Annotated in this window: 17 protein-coding genes; 11 read left to right on the top strand and 6 right to left on the bottom strand. The window is 39.6% G+C overall.

The genetic code is table 11. The features are described 5' to 3' along the window. The first annotated feature begins 54 nt into the window (after positions 1 to 54). The gene (locus M2419_RS26995; RefSeq protein ID WP_072963389.1) at positions 55 to 633 is read left to right on the top strand and encodes a Crp/Fnr family transcriptional regulator; all 579 of its coding nucleotides are present in this window, start codon (positions 55 to 57) and stop codon (positions 631 to 633) included. A gap of 372 nt (positions 634 to 1,005) precedes the next feature. Here the strand turns inward: M2419_RS26995 and M2419_RS26990 are convergent, their stop codons facing one another. Further along, the gene (locus M2419_RS26990; RefSeq protein WP_259256317.1) at positions 1,006 to 1,602 is read right to left on the bottom strand and encodes an isochorismatase family protein; all 597 of its coding nucleotides are present in this window, start codon (positions 1,600 to 1,602) and stop codon (positions 1,006 to 1,008) included. Between the two features lie 689 nt (positions 1,603 to 2,291). Here M2419_RS26990 and M2419_RS26985 point away from each other — a divergent pair. Both M2419_RS26985 and M2419_RS26980 read left to right on the top strand, forming a co-directional pair. Then, complete coding sequence (locus M2419_RS26985; RefSeq protein ID WP_259256316.1) at positions 2,292 to 3,218, top strand: hypothetical protein; 927 nt, start codon at positions 2,292 to 2,294, stop codon at positions 3,216 to 3,218. Positions 3,219 to 3,302: 84 nt separating this feature from the next. Further along, positions 3,303 to 4,277, top strand: coding sequence for a transporter (locus tag M2419_RS26980; protein WP_259256315.1), 975 nt, complete (start codon positions 3,303 to 3,305; stop codon positions 4,275 to 4,277). 143 nt (positions 4,278 to 4,420) lie between these two features. On the opposite strand, the gene M2419_RS26975 is transcribed toward M2419_RS26980, so the two are convergent. The 5 genes from M2419_RS26975 to M2419_RS26955 form a co-directional block, all read right to left on the bottom strand. Continuing rightward, on the bottom strand, positions 4,421 to 4,705 hold the full coding sequence (locus tag M2419_RS26975; protein WP_310442779.1) for a DUF983 domain-containing protein: 285 nt from the start codon (positions 4,703 to 4,705) through the stop codon (positions 4,421 to 4,423). Between the two features lie 444 nt (positions 4,706 to 5,149). Further along, complete coding sequence (locus tag M2419_RS26970; protein WP_259256313.1) at positions 5,150 to 6,640, bottom strand: catalase; 1,491 nt, start codon at positions 6,638 to 6,640, stop codon at positions 5,150 to 5,152. A gap of 60 nt (positions 6,641 to 6,700) precedes the next feature. Further along, positions 6,701 to 7,480 (bottom strand): MBL fold metallo-hydrolase, encoded by a 780-nt coding sequence (locus M2419_RS26965; protein ID WP_259256312.1) that lies wholly within the window; start codon positions 7,478 to 7,480, stop codon positions 6,701 to 6,703. A gap of 33 nt (positions 7,481 to 7,513) precedes the next feature. After that, a complete protein-coding gene (locus tag M2419_RS26960) occupies positions 7,514 to 8,125 on the bottom strand; it encodes a pyridoxamine 5'-phosphate oxidase family protein (protein ID WP_259256311.1) in 612 nt (203 codons plus the stop codon). 10 nt (positions 8,126 to 8,135) lie between these two features. Continuing rightward, entirely contained in the window at positions 8,136 to 9,119 is a 984-nt protein-coding gene (locus M2419_RS26955) for a type I glyceraldehyde-3-phosphate dehydrogenase (RefSeq protein ID WP_072963572.1), read from the bottom strand. Positions 9,120 to 9,510: 391 nt separating this feature from the next. On the opposite strand from M2419_RS26955, the gene M2419_RS26950 reads away from it, so the two are divergent. The 8 genes from M2419_RS26950 to M2419_RS26915 all read left to right on the top strand — a co-directional run bounded on the left by M2419_RS26950 (position 9,511) and on the right by M2419_RS26915 (position 16,641). Beyond that, the gene (locus M2419_RS26950) at positions 9,511 to 10,086 is read left to right on the top strand and encodes an isochorismatase family protein (protein ID WP_259256310.1); all 576 of its coding nucleotides are present in this window, start codon (positions 9,511 to 9,513) and stop codon (positions 10,084 to 10,086) included. Positions 10,087 to 10,309: 223 nt separating this feature from the next. Further along, a complete protein-coding gene (locus M2419_RS26945; RefSeq protein WP_259256308.1) occupies positions 10,310 to 10,855 on the top strand; it encodes a carboxymuconolactone decarboxylase family protein in 546 nt (181 codons plus the stop codon). A 21-nt stretch (positions 10,856 to 10,876) separates the two neighbouring features. Further along, entirely contained in the window at positions 10,877 to 11,746 is an 870-nt protein-coding gene (locus tag M2419_RS26940) for an alpha/beta fold hydrolase (protein WP_259256307.1), read from the top strand. Positions 11,747 to 11,875: 129 nt separating this feature from the next. Further along, entirely contained in the window at positions 11,876 to 12,286 is a 411-nt protein-coding gene (locus M2419_RS26935) for a nuclear transport factor 2 family protein (RefSeq protein ID WP_259256306.1), read from the top strand. A gap of 92 nt (positions 12,287 to 12,378) precedes the next feature. Next, positions 12,379 to 12,957 carry a Crp/Fnr family transcriptional regulator gene (locus M2419_RS26930; protein WP_072963426.1) on the top strand — a complete coding sequence of 193 codons (579 nt, stop codon included), beginning with the start codon at positions 12,379 to 12,381 and terminating at the stop codon, positions 12,955 to 12,957. Between the two features lie 156 nt (positions 12,958 to 13,113). Then, positions 13,114 to 13,953 (top strand): AraC family transcriptional regulator, encoded by an 840-nt coding sequence (locus tag M2419_RS26925; protein ID WP_259256304.1) that lies wholly within the window; start codon positions 13,114 to 13,116, stop codon positions 13,951 to 13,953. A gap of 63 nt (positions 13,954 to 14,016) precedes the next feature. Continuing rightward, positions 14,017 to 15,018, top strand: a complete 1,002-nt coding sequence (locus M2419_RS26920) for an NADPH:quinone reductase (RefSeq protein WP_202883759.1) — start codon at positions 14,017 to 14,019, stop codon at positions 15,016 to 15,018. Between the two features lie 420 nt (positions 15,019 to 15,438). Further along, on the top strand, positions 15,439 to 16,641 hold the full coding sequence (locus tag M2419_RS26915; protein WP_259256302.1) for an IS256 family transposase: 1,203 nt from the start codon (positions 15,439 to 15,441) through the stop codon (positions 16,639 to 16,641). The last annotated feature ends 156 nt before the right edge of the window (positions 16,642 to 16,797 follow it).

Raw genomic sequence — 16,797 nt, 5'->3', positions numbered from 1 at the left:
TTCTTAAATTTGATCTATAGCGACTTTACCAGTCGCAGTCTAAAAATACTTCCAATGTACGAACCACTTTTTAATTATATAGAGCGTTACAGCAAATCAACTTTGTCCCAGGATGAGAAGGAGAAGATACAGTCATTATTCCTGCTAAAAAAGCTTAGGAAAAAGCAGTATTTTCTAGAAGAGGGCAGTAGTTGTGCATATACGGGCTTTATTCTAAAGGGAGCGACGAGACAGTTCAGTGTTGATAGTCATGGTCTCGAATATATTCTGCAACTTGCCATTGAGAATTGGTGGATAGTTGACAGGAATAGCTATATCAATCAGACACCTTCAAAATATTTTATTGAGGCCTGGGAAAATACGGAGCTCCTTGTATTACCACGGCCTAATCTTGATCCATTGTTAGAGATTCCCGCAATTAAGGAAATGTTCTGGAAAATGAGTGAAAATAACCACATAGCTTCGGTAAAGCGTGTCGATGACGCAATAAGTCTGAGTGCTTTACAGCGATATGAAAGTTTTGTCGAGCTTCATCCCGAAATGATTCAGAGATTTCCGCTCCATCAGATAGCTTCCTACCTTGGAATATCCAGAGAAACGCTTAGCAGGATCAGAAAGCAGCGCTTGCGCTAAACCGATCTTTCTCTTCATTTTTAGCTATTTTAGGTCTAAATAGTTTTTCTTTTGATTTCACTTAAAGGCATTACAATACCAATCTTTTAAGCGCGCTTTTTCTGAGTAAGATGTGCTTAAAGTTTGATTTATTTATATAAAAACATACGCAATTAGGAACCATTTGGTAAATAATTGTGATTTGTTACTGGTTTGGGGTGTATACTTAAGAGCAGAAAAAAATAAACGGAAGTATCTGATTTCTTTCAGGCCTTCCGTTTATTTGGATAAATCAGCTAACTGCTGAATGGATAAGCAGATCTTTTTCGCTCGTCGTCTTCCCAGTCTTTGGGCCAGAGATCCTAAAAGCTGCTTCGTTTTACTGATCTGGATTTATTTGAACAGAAGTGAATAGACCTCTTCAATCACAATTGGTTTGGCAATTTCACCTTCAGGTGAAGCCCAGCTGCCGATGATCTCGGATATAAATTGACTGATCGTCGTTGTTCTTACACCTTGAGCTTCCCATGTTTTGCGGGCCACATCTTCGGCGATCTCAGTAGGTGATCCCCCGCCGTCAATAACAACCTGAACATCAAAACCTTCTTCCTGCATGTCTATTGCAGGCCATACAATACAAACATCGTTAGTCAAACCGGCCATCACGATATTTTTTTTGCCGTCAGCTGCCTTATATACGGCATTTCTAAAGTTTTCATCATCCCAGGCATTTGTAATACCGTCGCGTTTAACACGTTCAGCGAACTGAACAGGTAAAATCTCCTGTAGGTCTTTTAAGAGTGGACCTTGTTGCAGATCCTCCTGGCTTGAGGTTAGAATAACAGGAATGTTGAGCCCTTTGGCTAATCGTGCTAACGTACGGGCACGGGAGATGATTACTTCATGTGCACGGTTCGCAGAAAAATTAATTGTTCCTTCTTGGTGATCGATCAGTAAAATTACTGTGTCTTCGATTTTAAACTTTTTCATAAGACTTGTTTTTTAAATTATTAAATAAAGTTTCTATAGCAAATGTAGCCCTGTACACGTCCCGGAGACGATGACCTTTATCACAAAAGATTAGTGACAAAAGTCAATGATTATGCTTAGATCTTACAATAAACAGGCATAGCTCATAAAGACATTCATAAAACATGATTTTTTAATTGGCTAGAGGAGAATAAATTCCGCTTTGTACCGAATGGAATTGCTCCCAGGCATTCATACAGAATTACAGGTATCAGAGTTCAGTAGTTTATTATTGATCAAACCTCCTGCTTAAGATTATATGCTTTTTCTAATGAAATTATGAGCTTAGAAATACGTCCAATTCTAAATTGAGTTATTTGCTCTTTTCTGTTGTTCACTTTAAAAAGCCTTTCATTATACAGGGCATTTTAGAATCTGGTTATACCAGGATTTTAGGAAGAAAAATGTAGATAATGAAAAAATGCCAACTCTTTGGGAAATTGTGGCTAACCCTAAACTTTCCGAAAATCGCAACTTTGTAGTGTCATCATCAAAATCTGGAAAAAAGTACTAATCTGTGAAGGATTTGCCCTTTATGATTCAAGAGCTTAATGGTGGTTCTACAATATTTAGAAAATAAACAGGAGGGAATCAGTAAGGCCTCTGATTCTTAAAATAAAATACTTAACAATATAAAATTAACAGATAAGATGAACAATCACAACCTAAGCAAAAAGCAAGAGATATTATCATACACAGCTGCTTTTATCTTTATTCTACTAATGGTGGCAACGGCGGTACATTTTGCAGATCGAGAGGTAATTCTTCCAGAAATTGCTGCGATGGCAGTCGCAATTTTTGCATTCCGAGAACAGTCCTGGATGAGACAGCCAGAGAAGATATTTATATTGCCTTCTCTTACGGCGATAATTGGATTTTCCATCAATTTTTTGGAAATACCTTACGGCATGAAACTGGTCGCTGTACTTATATTAATGCTTATATTGATGTATAGCTTTAGGTATAGCTTGCCCCCAGCGTTAGCTACAGGATTCCTGCCCATTGTTTCCCAAGCACATTCATTTTCATTTCTTGCTGCAATCCTATCAACAACAGCTGTTCTAATGGTTTCAGTCTATATATTCCGTTTAAATAAAGGGAGTGACCGTAAGTCAACGATTGATAGCAGGACATTATTGCTCTACTTCGGAATCCTGGTGGCATGGGTTGCTATCGCTACAGTTCTTGGCTATGGCCAGATGGCAATAATTCCACCTGTTGCTGTTGTGACCTATGAATCACTTTCAATGAAGATGTATAGTATAAAAATTGCCCTGAAACAAATTGCGGTTTTATTTCTTTCAGCATCGATAGGGGTCTTTTTCTTCCTCACAGTAAACAACTGGCTCATAGTTTCGGTTGCGGACCTTCTTTTTATGTACCTGATGCTGAAATTATTTAAGATGCATGTGCCAGCGGTATATGCTTTTCCTTTTCTGGCTTTTATACTTCCCAAAGAGGTCATTTCCGTTTTGTCTTTTGCCGCACTTGGTATGTCTATATTCTCTTTTGGGACCATTTTAATTTACAGACAGTATGCAGATAAGATGATTTCGAAAATATCTGACCTCAAGTAAAGTGTAAATAAAATTGACTTTTGTCACGAAAATTTATTGTCTAATGTCAACGTCCAGCCCTAAGCCGTTAAATAAATTTGTAGAATGAAAACATGTAAAAGGGAATTTATTAGAAAAATGAAAGGAGCTATCCGATTCTTATCGGTAACGTTAGTTACGGCAATTTCGTGCGGTGTTGTTTATGGGCAGGATCCGGTACTTCCGCCGCCAAATCTTGGTAGTGCAAACATTTTTGATGGATTTGCAGGTGAGCCGGGATTCGTATATCAAGGTTTTGCCCAGATCTTCAATACTCGTTCTATCTATGACGGGGCAGGAAGAAAGACATCCTCAGACCTGAAGATCAACTCCATCGTTCAGATAAATCAGCTAATATATCTTTCACCGGTTGAGGTTTTTAAGGGAAAGCTAGCTTTCATGGTTCTAATTCCGGTTGTTCAGATTAATAGTTCGGGCAGTGGCCCACATATTCCCAGGGCTAATCCTTCGGTAGTTGGTGACCTCACTTATGGTACGGCCATTCAGTGGTCCGACAAAAAGTTATTCGGAAAAGCATTTCACCATCGTGCTGAAATTGATGTTAACATTCCTCTTGGAAGTTACTCAAATGAATATCAGATCAATCCTTCTGCACACCTGTGGGGTTTCAGTGGGTACCATGCTTTTACCATGATGTTGACTGACAAGATCAGCATAAGTGCAAGGAATCAATTGAACCTCAATTCTAGGACGATCGGTTCCATGGAAAGAGCTGGCGCTTTTTATAATGGGAACTATTCAGTGGATTACGCCATTATACCGGCGCTACGTGTTGAGGGGGTTGCGTACTATCTGAAGCAGTTTGAACAGGATAGTTTCGCTGGCGACCGAAACTACTACCAAAATAAGTATCAAATAAGCGATACGCGCGAAAGCGTGCTCGGTATTGGACCCGGACTAGCCTATTTTGCGCCTCAGGGACTTTTGTTTGAGGCCAAGGTTATGTTTGAGACCGATGCCCGGAATAGGCCCGCGGGAACCCGTTCTGTTCTTAGAGTAACAATTCCAATCACCAAATAATCTGGGATTATAATAAAAGAAGGTTGGATGGAGTAAATCATAAGTATATTTTTGGCAGGCCAGTACAAAGTATTTTTTCAACCTACCTTGCGGGATGAACTTACCGCAGAGTATTAAATTTGGATTTCATCTGTTATTGGTTCTCAAGATTTCGGAGGATCATAATTTAAACCCGGTGTCAGCCAGTATAAAAGAACCATGCGTGAATAGCGGTAATTAAATGGCGCTAACAAAATAACAACCGCAAAGATTATACTGAGGTAGTACCAAAGGTGTTCAAAGTTTAAAGGTAAGCCAATTATATAGGCTGCTACGGCTATTGTGATCATTTCTGCTACGCTCATGGCATAGCTGACGAACATAGCGACATAAAAATAACCCGGTTCACGTTCGTATTTTAGATTACAATGCGGGCAGTTAAGATTCATTTTTTGCATTTTTAAACCGTACGCCGGTCCGGAAAATACTTTACCTATACGGCATCTAGGACATTTTGCCTGTATTACTCCGTCCCATTGCGAGACATACTTTGGTTGAATGGGATGTTCTCTGTTGTTCATTTTAGTAAAATTTCTTAGTGATATTTATACTTACTAATTCATTGTTCTGCATTCTGCCACAGGCTAATTGTTGCTATAATCACGCTGTTTAGTTCAAACTGACATGCCTGCAAGATCATATTTTCAGTTCAATGTGATATTTTAAAGGAAGCCTTATTAAAAGGCTTCCTTCGGGTTCATGCTGTTGTCTATTTTAGAACATCTCCATTAGCAACTAAATATACCGGTGGAGGACTGTTAGAAAGAATAGCAACGGATGGATTAAAAAAATAGCTTTTTTTTTGTTCCGTTCAACTAATTCTAAGTTGTACATTATCTTGGCATATGCTGCTGCAATTCCTGCATATCAATTCCAAGGCCTTTGGCAACTCCCATTCCCAGAGGAACACTGGCTCTAAACCAATGACACAATTGGCGCATGATTATTTCGTTTCGTTTAGGCCCCTCGATACCGCTCATTGCTCCAACGATATTACTGATGGTGTTCAGACGATCCTGCTCGGACATTACCCTATCGAATAAAATACCTGGCTGTGTATAGTGGTCATCATCATTTTCATTTCTGTCGAAGTGAGCCACAGTGTTGCTTTCCAGCTGATAAGTTTTCGTCTTGTAGACCGGGTCTTCGTAATTCCCATCGAAACTATTTGGAAAATAATTGGGTGATGCCCCGCCGTTGTCTGTAAATTTCATGGCACCGTCCCTGTGGTAATTATTTACCATAAATGGGCATGCGTTCACAGGTAGATCCTGATAATTTGATCCGATTCTGTATCGTTGCGCGTCTGGATATGATAAAATCCGTCCCTGCAGCATTTTATCAGGGGAGAAGCCAATTCCATCGATAACATTTGAGGGTGAAAAAGCCGCCTGTTCCACGTCACGGAAATAATTTGCCGGAATCTGGTTGAGTTCAAAATATCCTACTTCTATTAATGGATATTCCTGCTGTGGCCATGTTTTGGTAATATCGAAGGGGTTCCAGCGGAAGTTTTTTGCCTGTTCATATGTCATTACCTGAATGGAAACATTGTATCTAGGGAAATCGCCATTAGCAATTGCATTAACAAGATCACGCTGTGCATGATCAGGATCTTCACCCTTCATCTTTACCGATTCTTCATTAGTAAAATTTTCAATTCCCTGTGCTGTTTTGTAATGAAATTTAACATACACAACATCGTCTGAGGAATTGATCAGCGTGAAAGTATGGCTCCCGAATCCATGCATATTTCTAAAGGTTCTCGGTGTTCCTCTGTCAGACATTAGGATGAGAACCTGATGCAGTGATTCTGGATTCAGTGACCAGAAATCCCACATCGCAGTCGGACTTTTGCAGTTTGTATGCGGATCTCTTTTTTGAGTATGGATAAAATCAGGAAATTTTTTCGCATCCTTAATGAAGAATACAGGTGTGTTATTCCCCACCAAATCCCAGTTTCCGTCTTCGGTGTAAAATTTCAATGCAAAACCTCTTGGGTCTCTTTCAGCATCAGCAGATCCCTTTTCACCGCCAACGGTAGAAAATCGTGCAAACATTTTAGTTTCTTTTCCGATTTCCGAAAAAATCTTTGCCCGGGAATATTTCGTGATATCGCCAGTAACTACAAATTTCCCGAATGCACCGGTTCCTTTTGCGTGAACGATACGCTCCGGAATTCTCTCGCGGTTAAACTGGGCCATTTTCTCGTGAAGGAAAAAATCCTCCAATAGCACTGGACCTCTTGGTCCTACTGTAAGTGAATCTTGATAGTGAGGTACTGTTGATCCGGCATTTGTTGTAATTTTCGAATTGTTAGTCATTATAATTCGTTGTTTTAATTTGTTCTGTTAAAAAATGGTTTGCTAGTAAAAACTTTTTATCTAAATAGAGAGTGCAGTAAGAACACCTGGCTCAAGTACTTTTAACTGATGTTCAATTCCTAGAATTTGGAATGCTTCTCTTAGATTTGTATTGTTTTCTGTGTAATGTGACCAGCCCTCGGAGTGAACAGGGATCAAGATGGACTTTGGAAACGCGGCCGCCGTATCAAGGGCATCGTTTGTACCCATGGTCACATTGAATGGCCCCCGTGGTCGTGCAGCCCCCGCAAAAATAAATATGTAGTCCGGTCTAATACGCTTGGAAAGTGACTCGATTTCATTGTAGTATACCGTATCGCCGGTAATATACAGCTGAATACCATCAGGCGAATCAACTTCAATATGAAACCCGATCACATCACCCGTAATTTTTTCGATTCCCGCTGGACCGTGGCGTGCGGGTGTAGCGGTAACTTTAATTTTTTCTCCGCTCGGAGCTGTGAAAGTACGCTGCTGATGTGGGTCAAGTCCTATTGAATTTGCTTTAAGCCTTTCTGCACCCGCCTTAGTAGTTAGAACTTCACCGACCTCTTTCAAAAAAGACCGTCCTAAACCGTCCAGATTGTCGAAGTGCTGGTCATGGCTCAAAAGGACAATATCGACAGACTTTTCAGGATAGAGCGCAGGACCTGCCAATTTCCTTTCTGTCATCGTTTCATTTAGTTTAAAAAAAGTTCCCTCCGGATCAAGCGTGGGATCCGTCATAAATGTCAATCCTCCGATCTCAATAATTATTGTGGGACCACCGAGGTAAGTGACATATATTTGTTTGCTCTGCATAGTATTTTTGGATAAATTTTTGTTAGTCAATTATTATTGCCTCAGTTTTTTCTTTAGATCGGATAGTTCAGTCTCCAGTCTTTCAATGTATTGTAGTTTTGATTGTATTATCTCTTCGATTTCTACTTCGCTATAGCGAGGTACAATATGTTGAGGGCAGTTCCAGTCGTATGCTTTAATATGAAATAGCAATATTCGCTCTGCCTTAAATTTATAATTTTCGGGTTTTAGATAGTCGTACAATCCCGGATCGTCGTTAATTTCCAAGATTTCAGCTTCAGCGTAAATTTTTAATCTTGCACGTTTGGGATAGGATACCATTATCAAAGAGACATTCGGATTCGTGGTGATATTACCAACAGATATAAATTGTTTGTTACCACTAAAATCAATGATCCCGATCGTATCTTTATTGATGATTTTTAAAAAGCCCTTTGATCCACCGCGATGTTGTATATATGGAAACCCATTTTCTCCGAAAGATGCCATGTAGAAACTGTCCATTTCCCGGATAAAATTCTCTTCTGTAATGCTAAGGCCATCTACATAGCTGAACTTTTGCATACGGTCGTAGGCAGCTCGGCTGCCATTTTTTTCCTGTAGAGCCTTTATAATGTCGGTGAAGGCGATATTAGCATAATTCATCGATCTAATATTAAATAGACTCTATCTGTCTGATCATTTGGTTGGTAAACCCCCATTCATTATCGTACCAGGCCATCACTTTTACAAGGTCACCATCGACAACTCTTGTCATTTCCATATCAACAGTGGCGGCAAAGGCACTTTTAATGATATCAGTAGATACAAGTGGCTCGTCGGTTACTGCAAGAACTTTACGATAACGATCCGTTTGAGATTCCTCGATCAGGATTTGATTTATCTCTTCGATAGTCGTTGGTCTTTCGGAAACAAAAGTAATATCCGATATGGATCCCACGGGCACTGGTACTCTGACTGCTATACCGTCAAATTTACCGGCATACTGCGGAAGTGCTTTTGTCGTAGCTATTGCGGCACCGGTGGCTGCTGGAGCAAGATTAATACCTGCTGCTCTGCCCATTCTAGGTTCTTTCTTAGATGGAGCATCTATCAATGTCTGAGAGGCAGTATAACCATGTGTTGTGTTGAGTATAGCCTTTTTGATACCAAGTCTTCTGCCCAATATTTCGATCACGGGACTTATATTGTTGGTGGTACAGCTAGCGCATGAAAATACCGAAACTTTGCCGTCTTCAGTATTGACGCCATGTACGACTGTCGGCGTATCTTTAGTAGGACCTGAGATTACTACAAATTTTGCACCTGCAGTTAGATGTTTCTCCGCATCTGCCTTGTTGGTGAAAATTCCGGTACTTTCGATAATTATTTCTGCACTGATATCATTCCAGGGCAGACTTTCAATTTCCCGCAGGCTGGTATACTTTATTCTTTTTCCATCCACTATGAGGCTATCATTTTCTATCTTTACATCCTTCTCATATTTTCCATAGTTACTATCATACTTTAGCAGATATGCAGCATTTTCGATACTCATCAAATCATTGATTCCAACGACCTCCAGGCCTTCAGTTTCTGTTATTATTTTAAGTGCCGCACGTCCGATACGTCCAAATCCATTAATTGCTATTTTTTTCATAACGATCATTTTAATATTGTTTATGTTATTTTCTTGTATTATCTATTGGCTAAGTTCCTCCATATTTCGCTAAAAAAGGATGACATTTGTCAAAAAATTACCTTGACTAAAGTCACCAGATCAGTCCTATATATTTTGGAAATTTCTAGAAGTGTATAGCTGTAAATGAATTGTGATTAAGGCAAATTGTTGTAAAAAATTACGTTGCATATTGCTCTTTTTGGAATTTACACTTTCTTGATCTTCGTGACTCAAGTTTGCGAGATAATGACATTTATCAATACTTTTTTTTAGCAAAAGTCATCGTTGAACAGTAGAAATTAGGGCATATTTGTGTCAATCGCCGATCAATTTGGTCGTTACGAAATCAACTAATTTAAACAGAAAGACTATGCACACTAAAGCTTTTAATCCGGAAAATTCAGCAGTACTTTTAATTGATCACCAAATAGGTACAATGGGTTGGACACATTCACATGACATCAATCTTGTCAAGCAAAATGCCATTAAACTGGCTAAAATTGCAGCTGCCTTAAACCTTCCAGTCGTATTGACATCCAGTATGGAAGAAAATGTCCAGGGTCCTTTAATTCCGGAACTTGAGGAGATTTTACCAGAGGCATTTGCAGCGCGTATCAAGCGTCCCGGCATTGTGAATGCAATGCATCACGATGGTTTTAATCATGCGGTAAAAGCCTTGGAACGTAAAAAGTTGTTTGTAGCCGGAGTTACAACGGAAATCTGTGTTACTTTCCCGGTTTTACAGATGCTAGATGAGGGCTATGAAGTGCAGGTCTCTGCCGATGCATCTGCTTCATATACGAAGTATGGTGATGAACTGGCGCTAGCTCGCATGCGCGCTGCTGGAGCCATTATTACAACTGTCGACCAGATTATTTCTGAACTGGCAATTGACTGGACAAGTCCGAACGGCCAAAAATTAGTGGGTATACTAAACTACCATTAGATCCGACAGGTCAATTTGGCTATCGTAAAACCTTGTGTCCTAATCTCTCAAAAATCCTTCGCTAGCTGTAGTTACTATTTGAAAATGGGAAAAACGAATATTTTTTAGAATAGGAAAAATTGATAACTATTCGGGAAATGGTGACTAACAGACGCTTTGTTATTATGATCAACTTTGTACTATCAAATTACTTAAAACAAATTAAAAATTAAAAAACAATATTATGGCACGTATTAAAACAGTAGATCCGGCAGAAGCTACCGGAAAAGCAAAAGAATTTTTAGATGTTGTAAAATCCAAAATGGGCATGGTTCCCAATATGATGAGAACGATGGCTAATTCTCCAGCGGTACTTAACGGTTACCTTGGATTTAGCAGTGCTCTTGCCGCTTCTTCACTTGGCGGTAAATTGGGCGAGTTGATCGCTTTGACAGTCGCAAATGAAAACGGATGTAATTATTGTAATTCAGCCCACAGTTTTGTAGCTGGCAAAATGGGTATCAAAGATGAAGATGTTGTCGGTGCGAGAAACGCTAATTCTACGGATCCAAAGATAAATGCAGCATTGATTTTCAGCAAAGAAATTTTGGATAACCGTGGTGCGGTCTCTCAGGAAGCGTTAGCCAATGTAAGAGCTGCAGGCTATGAAGATCAGCAGATCGTTGAAATTTTAGCTCAGGTTTCACTTAGTATTTTCACAAACTATGTCAATATCCTCGCCGATACAGATATTGATTTTCCAAAACTGGCACCAATTGAAAAGAATTAATCACTTATAAATATTTAAACAATGAAAACAACTTTTAAAACAGAAAAAATCAACGGAGTAGACATTTTTTACAGAGAGGCTGGAGATAAGAGCAAGCCGACATTAGTTTTGCTTCACGGGTATCCTACGTCCTCACATATGTACCGCAATCTGATCCAGTCCTTGTCTCATAAATACCATTTGATTGCTCCTGATTATCCTGGGTATGGTAGAAGCGAGCAGCCCCCGATGGCAGAATTTGAATATACATTTGACAATTTCGCCAAAATAATTACCGCTCTGCTGAATAAGCTCGATATTCAAAAGTATAGTTTATATCTGATGGACTATGGTGCACCTATCGGTTTCAGAATCGCGAGCGCAAGTCCTGAGAAGATTGATACCCTTATTGTGCAGAACGGCTGTGCGTATGAAGAGGGATTAGAAGCCTTTTGGGATCCTATTAAGGCATACTGGGCTGACAGAAACAACAAAGAAGCCGAAAATACGTTAAGAGGCTTCCATGATCTTAATGGTTTGAAATGGCAGTATACACACAATGTGCCTGATCAGAGTGTTATTTCACCTGACAATTGGGAAATTGATCTTAGACATCTCGAAAGGCCAGAAAACGGCGCAATACAGCTGGCATTGTTTTATGACTATCAAACAAATGTGCCATTATATCCTAGCTGGCAGCAGTACTTTAGAGATTATCAACCTGAAATGCTGATTGTTTACGGAAAAGACGATTATATTTTTCCGGGGTCAGGAGCTGAGGCATTCAAAAAAGATGTTAAGAACTTAGAGTTTCATCTATTTGATGCAGGGCATTTTGCTCTTGAATCTCATGGTGAGGAAATATCTGCGATCATAGATGATTTTCTTGATAGAAAGGTTCTTTCAGTTTAGGATTCATTGCTAAGCAAATAGAAGATAGAAATGTTTTACTACCAGTACCCTAATGAACTACTGGTAGTAACATCTCAGCTATAAGATAGCTAAAATTTTAAAAATATTATAAATCTAAAATATTACAATATGGAACAGAGACATCCTTTACCTCCGTTTACACTGGAGACAGCTTTAAAGAAAGTTCAGTTGGCAGAAGATGCCTGGAATTCTAAAGACCCTGAAAAAGTTGCGCAGGCATATACCATTGATAGTGAATGGAGAAATAGATCCACCTTCATTAACGGTAGGCAGCAGATCATTGAATTTTTAACTGGAAAGTGGGAGAGGGAGCTTGATTATAAGTTAAAAAAGGAATTGTGGGCATTTACAGATAACAGAATCGCCGTTCGTTATGAATACGAATTTCGTGATGCTGAGGGACAGTGGTTTCGTGCATATGGGAATGAAAATTGGGAATATGACGAAAATGGACTGATGCAGAGGAGGTTTGCTAGTGTGAACGACCTTCAGATCGAAGAATCTGAGCGAAAATTGTAGTAAGTTGTCTGAATCTGTATTTTGAAAAGCGGGATTTTTTATTATTTTTGGTACACGTACTATTTATGAGCTACCAAAAAAATTAATAAATAATGTATGACCCGCTTTTTAACTATATCGAACGATACAGCGATGTGGAGCTGCTAACTTGTGAAAAAGAACGTGTTGCCAGTATCATGAAACCAAAAAAACTTCGTCGTAGGCAATTGTTTCTTGAGGAAGGTAAAATTTGCGCCTACACGGGATTTATACTAAAAGGTGCTGCCCGACAATTCACAATTCCGGAGAATGGTACGGAGTGTATCAACCAGTTATGTATTGAGAATTGGTGGATTACAGATCGCGATAGTTTTATAAATCGTATTCCGTCAATTTATTATATCGAGGCTTGGGAAGATACAGATCTATTAGTTTTTCAAAGACAGGACCTTGAGGTGCTACTTAAGATACCTGCAATTCAGAGGATGTTCTGGAAAATGAGTGAAAATAATCAGATCGCTTCCCAGAAACGTCTGGACGCGGCAATTAGTTTGAATGCGTTGCAACGTTATGAGCGGTTCTTGCGATGTTATCCTGAAATAGCACAACGATTTCCGCTTCATCACATTGCCTCCTATTTAGGAGTATCAAAAGAAACTTTAAGCCGAGTTAGAAAACCACGTGTGAAATAGTACTTCTATAGCAACAAAACATTTTTACTAATTGATATTTGTCAACGTCAAGTTGAAAACTCTATTGTATGTTTGTGAAGACTAAAGAGTTTAACCAAATGTTATGTCAAGACACGTAACCTTGATAGGACATTAAAAAACAGGGAAAAGCAAATTATGATCTTTACTAACAATTCGCATGAGGTTTTACAGATTTACGATTTAAATCCAACCGATAAAGATATCATTTTGAATGTCAAAAAAACTGACATGACATTTATATGGAATACGGGTAAAAAGCTTGATATGGTCATCGACAAAGTTCCCTATGTACTTGAACATAACCAGATCATTTTTCTTACAGAGTTTCATCGCATAGATGAAATCACTTTTGAATCTGCACGAATGGTAAGATTTAATCAGCCATTTTATTGTATTGTCAATCATGATAATGAGGTTGGTAGCAAGGGGCTGCTCTTCTTTGGAGCCGCCGAAATTCCTATCGTAACCATCTCGGAAAGCATGTTGAGTGATTTTGAGAAATCATGGGATATTTTCTGCAGTGAGATGAAGAATTCGGATATATTGCAACAAGATATGCTGCAAGCACTTTTAAAGAGATTCCTTATCCTTTCTGTCCGGATTTTAAGACAGAATAAAAATTTTGACCGTATTGATGCAAGTCAGGGCGATATTATCAGGGAATTTAACTATTTGGTTGAAAGACATTTCGCAGAGCATCATGACGTAGCCTTCTATGCCTCCCAGCTGAACAAATCTCCCAAAACGCTTTCCAATCTGTTTTCTCTGATTTCTGATAGGGCGCCCTTAAACATTATTCATGATCGGATTATGATTCATGCTAGGCGGCAAATTAATTACTCAAATCTATCAATCAAGGAAATCGCATATGAGTTAGGTTATGATAATATCCAGACTTTTAGCCGATTTTTCAAGGCTAAGGAAGGAGTTTCCCCAGGACAATATCGCAAAAAATATACTGAGCTAGTGGCATAACACAGATTCTGTAAAAGGTCAGTACAATATTAAGAAGATAAATACCCGAAAAATATTTTAGTTATGAGTTTTGAAGGCAAGATGAAGGCAGCTTTTTATGAAAAGCAAGGTTCTGCTGCGGAAGTTTTAAAAGTGCAGGAAATTCCGATACCTCTTCCCGGTCCCGGACAAGTTCGTGTGAAAATCGCTGTGTCCGGAGTTAACCCTTCTGATATAAAAACAAGGACAGGCTTTACGGGAAGTATGCCTTTTTCAAGAATAATACCGCATCAGGATGGTGCTGGGGTAATCGATCTGGTCGGAGAAGGGGTCGAGGAGAGTAGAATTAACCAAAGAGTTTGGATTTATGAAGCGCAATACGGAAAGAGTGATGGCTCCGCAGCAGAATATGCAATTGTCGAAGCTCATCGTGCTGTCTTGTTGCCAAGTGATGTAAATTTTGAGGTCGGTGCGTCCTTAGGTGTACCTGCTTTAACAGCACACTATTGTTTATTTGCTGATGGAGATATAAAGGGCAAAAAGATCTTGGTACAAGGGGGAGCGGGAGCAGTTGGTGAGGCCGCCATTCTTTTGGCCAAGTGGGCCGGAGCGTGGGTTGCCACAACTGTACGTGATATTAAAGATAAGCAGGGAGTACTTTCGAAAGTAGCTGATTTAGTTATCCATTTGGGAAGTGAAAATGTTGAAGATGAAATCAGAATGGCAACACAGGGTACTGGTGTCTCTAAAATAGTAGAAGTGGATCTAGCGGCAAATTACGATGTCGATGTTCGATGCCTGGATAATTCTGGCACTATTAGTACTTATTCTGTTAGTTCGCCAGAACAGACTGTACCAGTGGGAGTACTAGACCTTATTAAACGCAATGTTGCATTACGTTTTGCTTATGTCTACACGATTCCTGAAGAGTTTAAAAGGAAGGCCGTAGGAGATATCACTAACTGTCTTGCGACCGGCGATTATAGACCAACCATTGGAAAAATATTTCCCTTAGCGCAGATTGACCAGGCACATGAGGCAGTAGAAATGCGCAAGGTTAAGGGAAAGATTTTGGTATCGTTATAATCATTCAGTAAACTCGTTGTTTAAAAATCGCTTTACATACCTTTAGTAAGAGTTCTTCATTGACCAGCATTTACGAATCCTATTTAGATATATTGAAGAAAATCAGGATTGAGTTTAAGTCTTGAAGACGATACTGCTATTGAAGAAAAGTTTAAACCGAGGCGGCTCAAAAAGAGGCAATATCTTTTGCAGGAAATAGATGTATGTAAATACGCGGCCTTTATTGTTGAAGGTGCTGCAAGGGTGTTTTCGGTATGTGAGAAAGGTCATGAGTTAATGGCTTTTAGTTAAAGGATACTGTACAATATTTTAGAGCTTCAAGAAAAGTAAAATCCGACACTGTCTCATAAAGTGTGTAAGTTATAGAAATGCGGAGTTTGAAAGGACTTCGCATTTTTTATTTACTAACTTTATAAGAGTATGATTGACAAGGAGTCACTATTAAACGACAAGGAGTTCTTAAAGAGTTTTAAGGACGGTTTAGAGCTGCAATCATTTTTCCGCGAATTACAGGCACGTGCAGTATCGCAAATGCTCGAAGGAGAAATGGACGGCCACCTTGGCTATGAAAAGCATGAGCGCAGTTGTCAGGGCAATTCTCGGAACGGACATACGAGTAAAAAGGTTCGTGGTGATCAGGGAGATCTGGAGATTCAGGTTCCCCGAGATCGCGATGGTACATTCAATCCGATCATCGTTCCCAAACTCAAGAACATGATTGACGGAGTTGAGAACGTGATCGTTTCGCTATATGCCAAAGGCATGAGTGTTTCGGATATAGAAAATATGATGCGCGATGTGTATGGATTTGACCTTTCTGAATCGACGATTTCCCGGATTACCGACCGTGTGGCGGGTGATGTGATCGCCTGGCAAAACCGCCCGCTGGACAACGTCTATCTGATTGTCTGGATGGATGGCATTGTTTTTAAGGTCAGGGAGAACTCCAAAGTGGTCAATAAGACCATTTATCTTGCTGTGGGCCTAAACAGGGATGGCTATAAAGAAGTTCTGGGCATGTGGCTGGGTAAGAATGAAAGTGCCAGTTTTTGGATGGGAATCCTGACAGACCTAAAATCCCGGGGAGTAGAGGATATGCTGATTACAGCGACCGATAATCTCCATGGTTTCTCCGCTACCATACGGAGTGTATTTCCTGAGTGCAGCACCCAGGTCTGTGTTGTCCACCAGATCCGAAATGCCTGCAGATATGTTGTATGGAAGGATAAAAAGGCCTTTACAGCGGATATGAAGCCTATCTATGATGCTCCCAATAAACAGGCTGCACAGGCCGCACTGGCGGATTTTGCCGATAGATGGGAATCCAAGTATCCTTATGCAGTAAGATCATGGAAGGAGAACTGGGACGAACTGACCGTCTTTTACGACTTTCCACTTGAGATCCGAAGAATAATCTATACGACCAATATCATCGAAAACATGAATGGGAAGATCCGTAAATACACAAAGAATAAACTGTCATTTCCCAGCGATGATGCCGTACTAAAATCTGTATATTTGGCTTTGAGAGAAATCTCTAAAAAGTGGACTATGCCTATTCATAATTGGGGCATTATCCTAAATCAGTTCTTAACTTTATTTGAAAAAAGAGTCCAGTTATAAGGAACATAACTGAACTCCGTATTTTCTATTTACACACTTAGTGGGACAGTCCCATTTAGCGAGAACCATTTTTCTTAATAACTCAAAGCCTGCCTTCCCATACATTTTCCTTTTGATGTTTTTTATTCGGTTTACCTGGCCTTCAACTTGACCATT

Source organism: Sphingobacterium sp. BIGb0116, from assembly GCF_024808035.1.
In the GTDB taxonomy this organism is placed as follows: domain Bacteria; phylum Bacteroidota; class Bacteroidia; order Sphingobacteriales; family Sphingobacteriaceae; genus Sphingobacterium; species Sphingobacterium paramultivorum.
This window is presented reverse-complemented; position numbering and strand designations above follow the sequence as displayed.

Excerpts from the sequence above, each read along its gene's own strand:
- M2419_RS26975 (WP_310442779.1), bottom strand. The coding sequence starts at position 4,705 with ATGAATCTTAACTGCCCGCATTGTAATCTAAAATACGAACGTGAACCG.
- M2419_RS26935 (WP_259256306.1), top strand. The coding sequence starts at position 11,876 with ATGGAACAGAGACATCCTTTACCTCCGTTTACACTGGAGACAGCTTTA.
- M2419_RS26940 (WP_259256307.1), top strand. The coding sequence starts at position 10,877 with ATGAAAACAACTTTTAAAACAGAAAAAATCAACGGAGTAGACATTTTT.
- M2419_RS26915 (WP_259256302.1), top strand. The coding sequence starts at position 15,439 with ATGATTGACAAGGAGTCACTATTAAACGACAAGGAGTTCTTAAAGAGT.
- M2419_RS26960 (WP_259256311.1), bottom strand. The coding sequence starts at position 8,125 with ATGAATTATGCTAATATCGCCTTCACCGACATTATAAAGGCTCTACAG.
- M2419_RS26995 (WP_072963389.1), top strand. The coding sequence starts at position 55 with ATGTACGAACCACTTTTTAATTATATAGAGCGTTACAGCAAATCAACT.
- M2419_RS26925 (WP_259256304.1), top strand. The coding sequence starts at position 13,114 with ATGATCTTTACTAACAATTCGCATGAGGTTTTACAGATTTACGATTTA.
- M2419_RS26990 (WP_259256317.1), bottom strand. The coding sequence starts at position 1,602 with ATGAAAAAGTTTAAAATCGAAGACACAGTAATTTTACTGATCGATCAC.
- M2419_RS26930 (WP_072963426.1), top strand. The coding sequence starts at position 12,379 with ATGTATGACCCGCTTTTTAACTATATCGAACGATACAGCGATGTGGAG.
- M2419_RS26945 (WP_259256308.1), top strand. The coding sequence starts at position 10,310 with ATGGCACGTATTAAAACAGTAGATCCGGCAGAAGCTACCGGAAAAGCA.
- M2419_RS26955 (WP_072963572.1), bottom strand. The coding sequence starts at position 9,119 with ATGAAAAAAATAGCAATTAATGGATTTGGACGTATCGGACGTGCGGCA.
- M2419_RS26985 (WP_259256316.1), top strand. The coding sequence starts at position 2,292 with ATGAACAATCACAACCTAAGCAAAAAGCAAGAGATATTATCATACACA.
- M2419_RS26965 (WP_259256312.1), bottom strand. The coding sequence starts at position 7,480 with ATGCAGAGCAAACAAATATATGTCACTTACCTCGGTGGTCCCACAATA.
- M2419_RS26970 (WP_259256313.1), bottom strand. The coding sequence starts at position 6,640 with ATGACTAACAATTCGAAAATTACAACAAATGCCGGATCAACAGTACCT.
- M2419_RS26920 (WP_202883759.1), top strand. The coding sequence starts at position 14,017 with ATGAGTTTTGAAGGCAAGATGAAGGCAGCTTTTTATGAAAAGCAAGGT.
- M2419_RS26980 (WP_259256315.1), top strand. The coding sequence starts at position 3,303 with ATGAAAACATGTAAAAGGGAATTTATTAGAAAAATGAAAGGAGCTATC.
- M2419_RS26950 (WP_259256310.1), top strand. The coding sequence starts at position 9,511 with ATGCACACTAAAGCTTTTAATCCGGAAAATTCAGCAGTACTTTTAATT.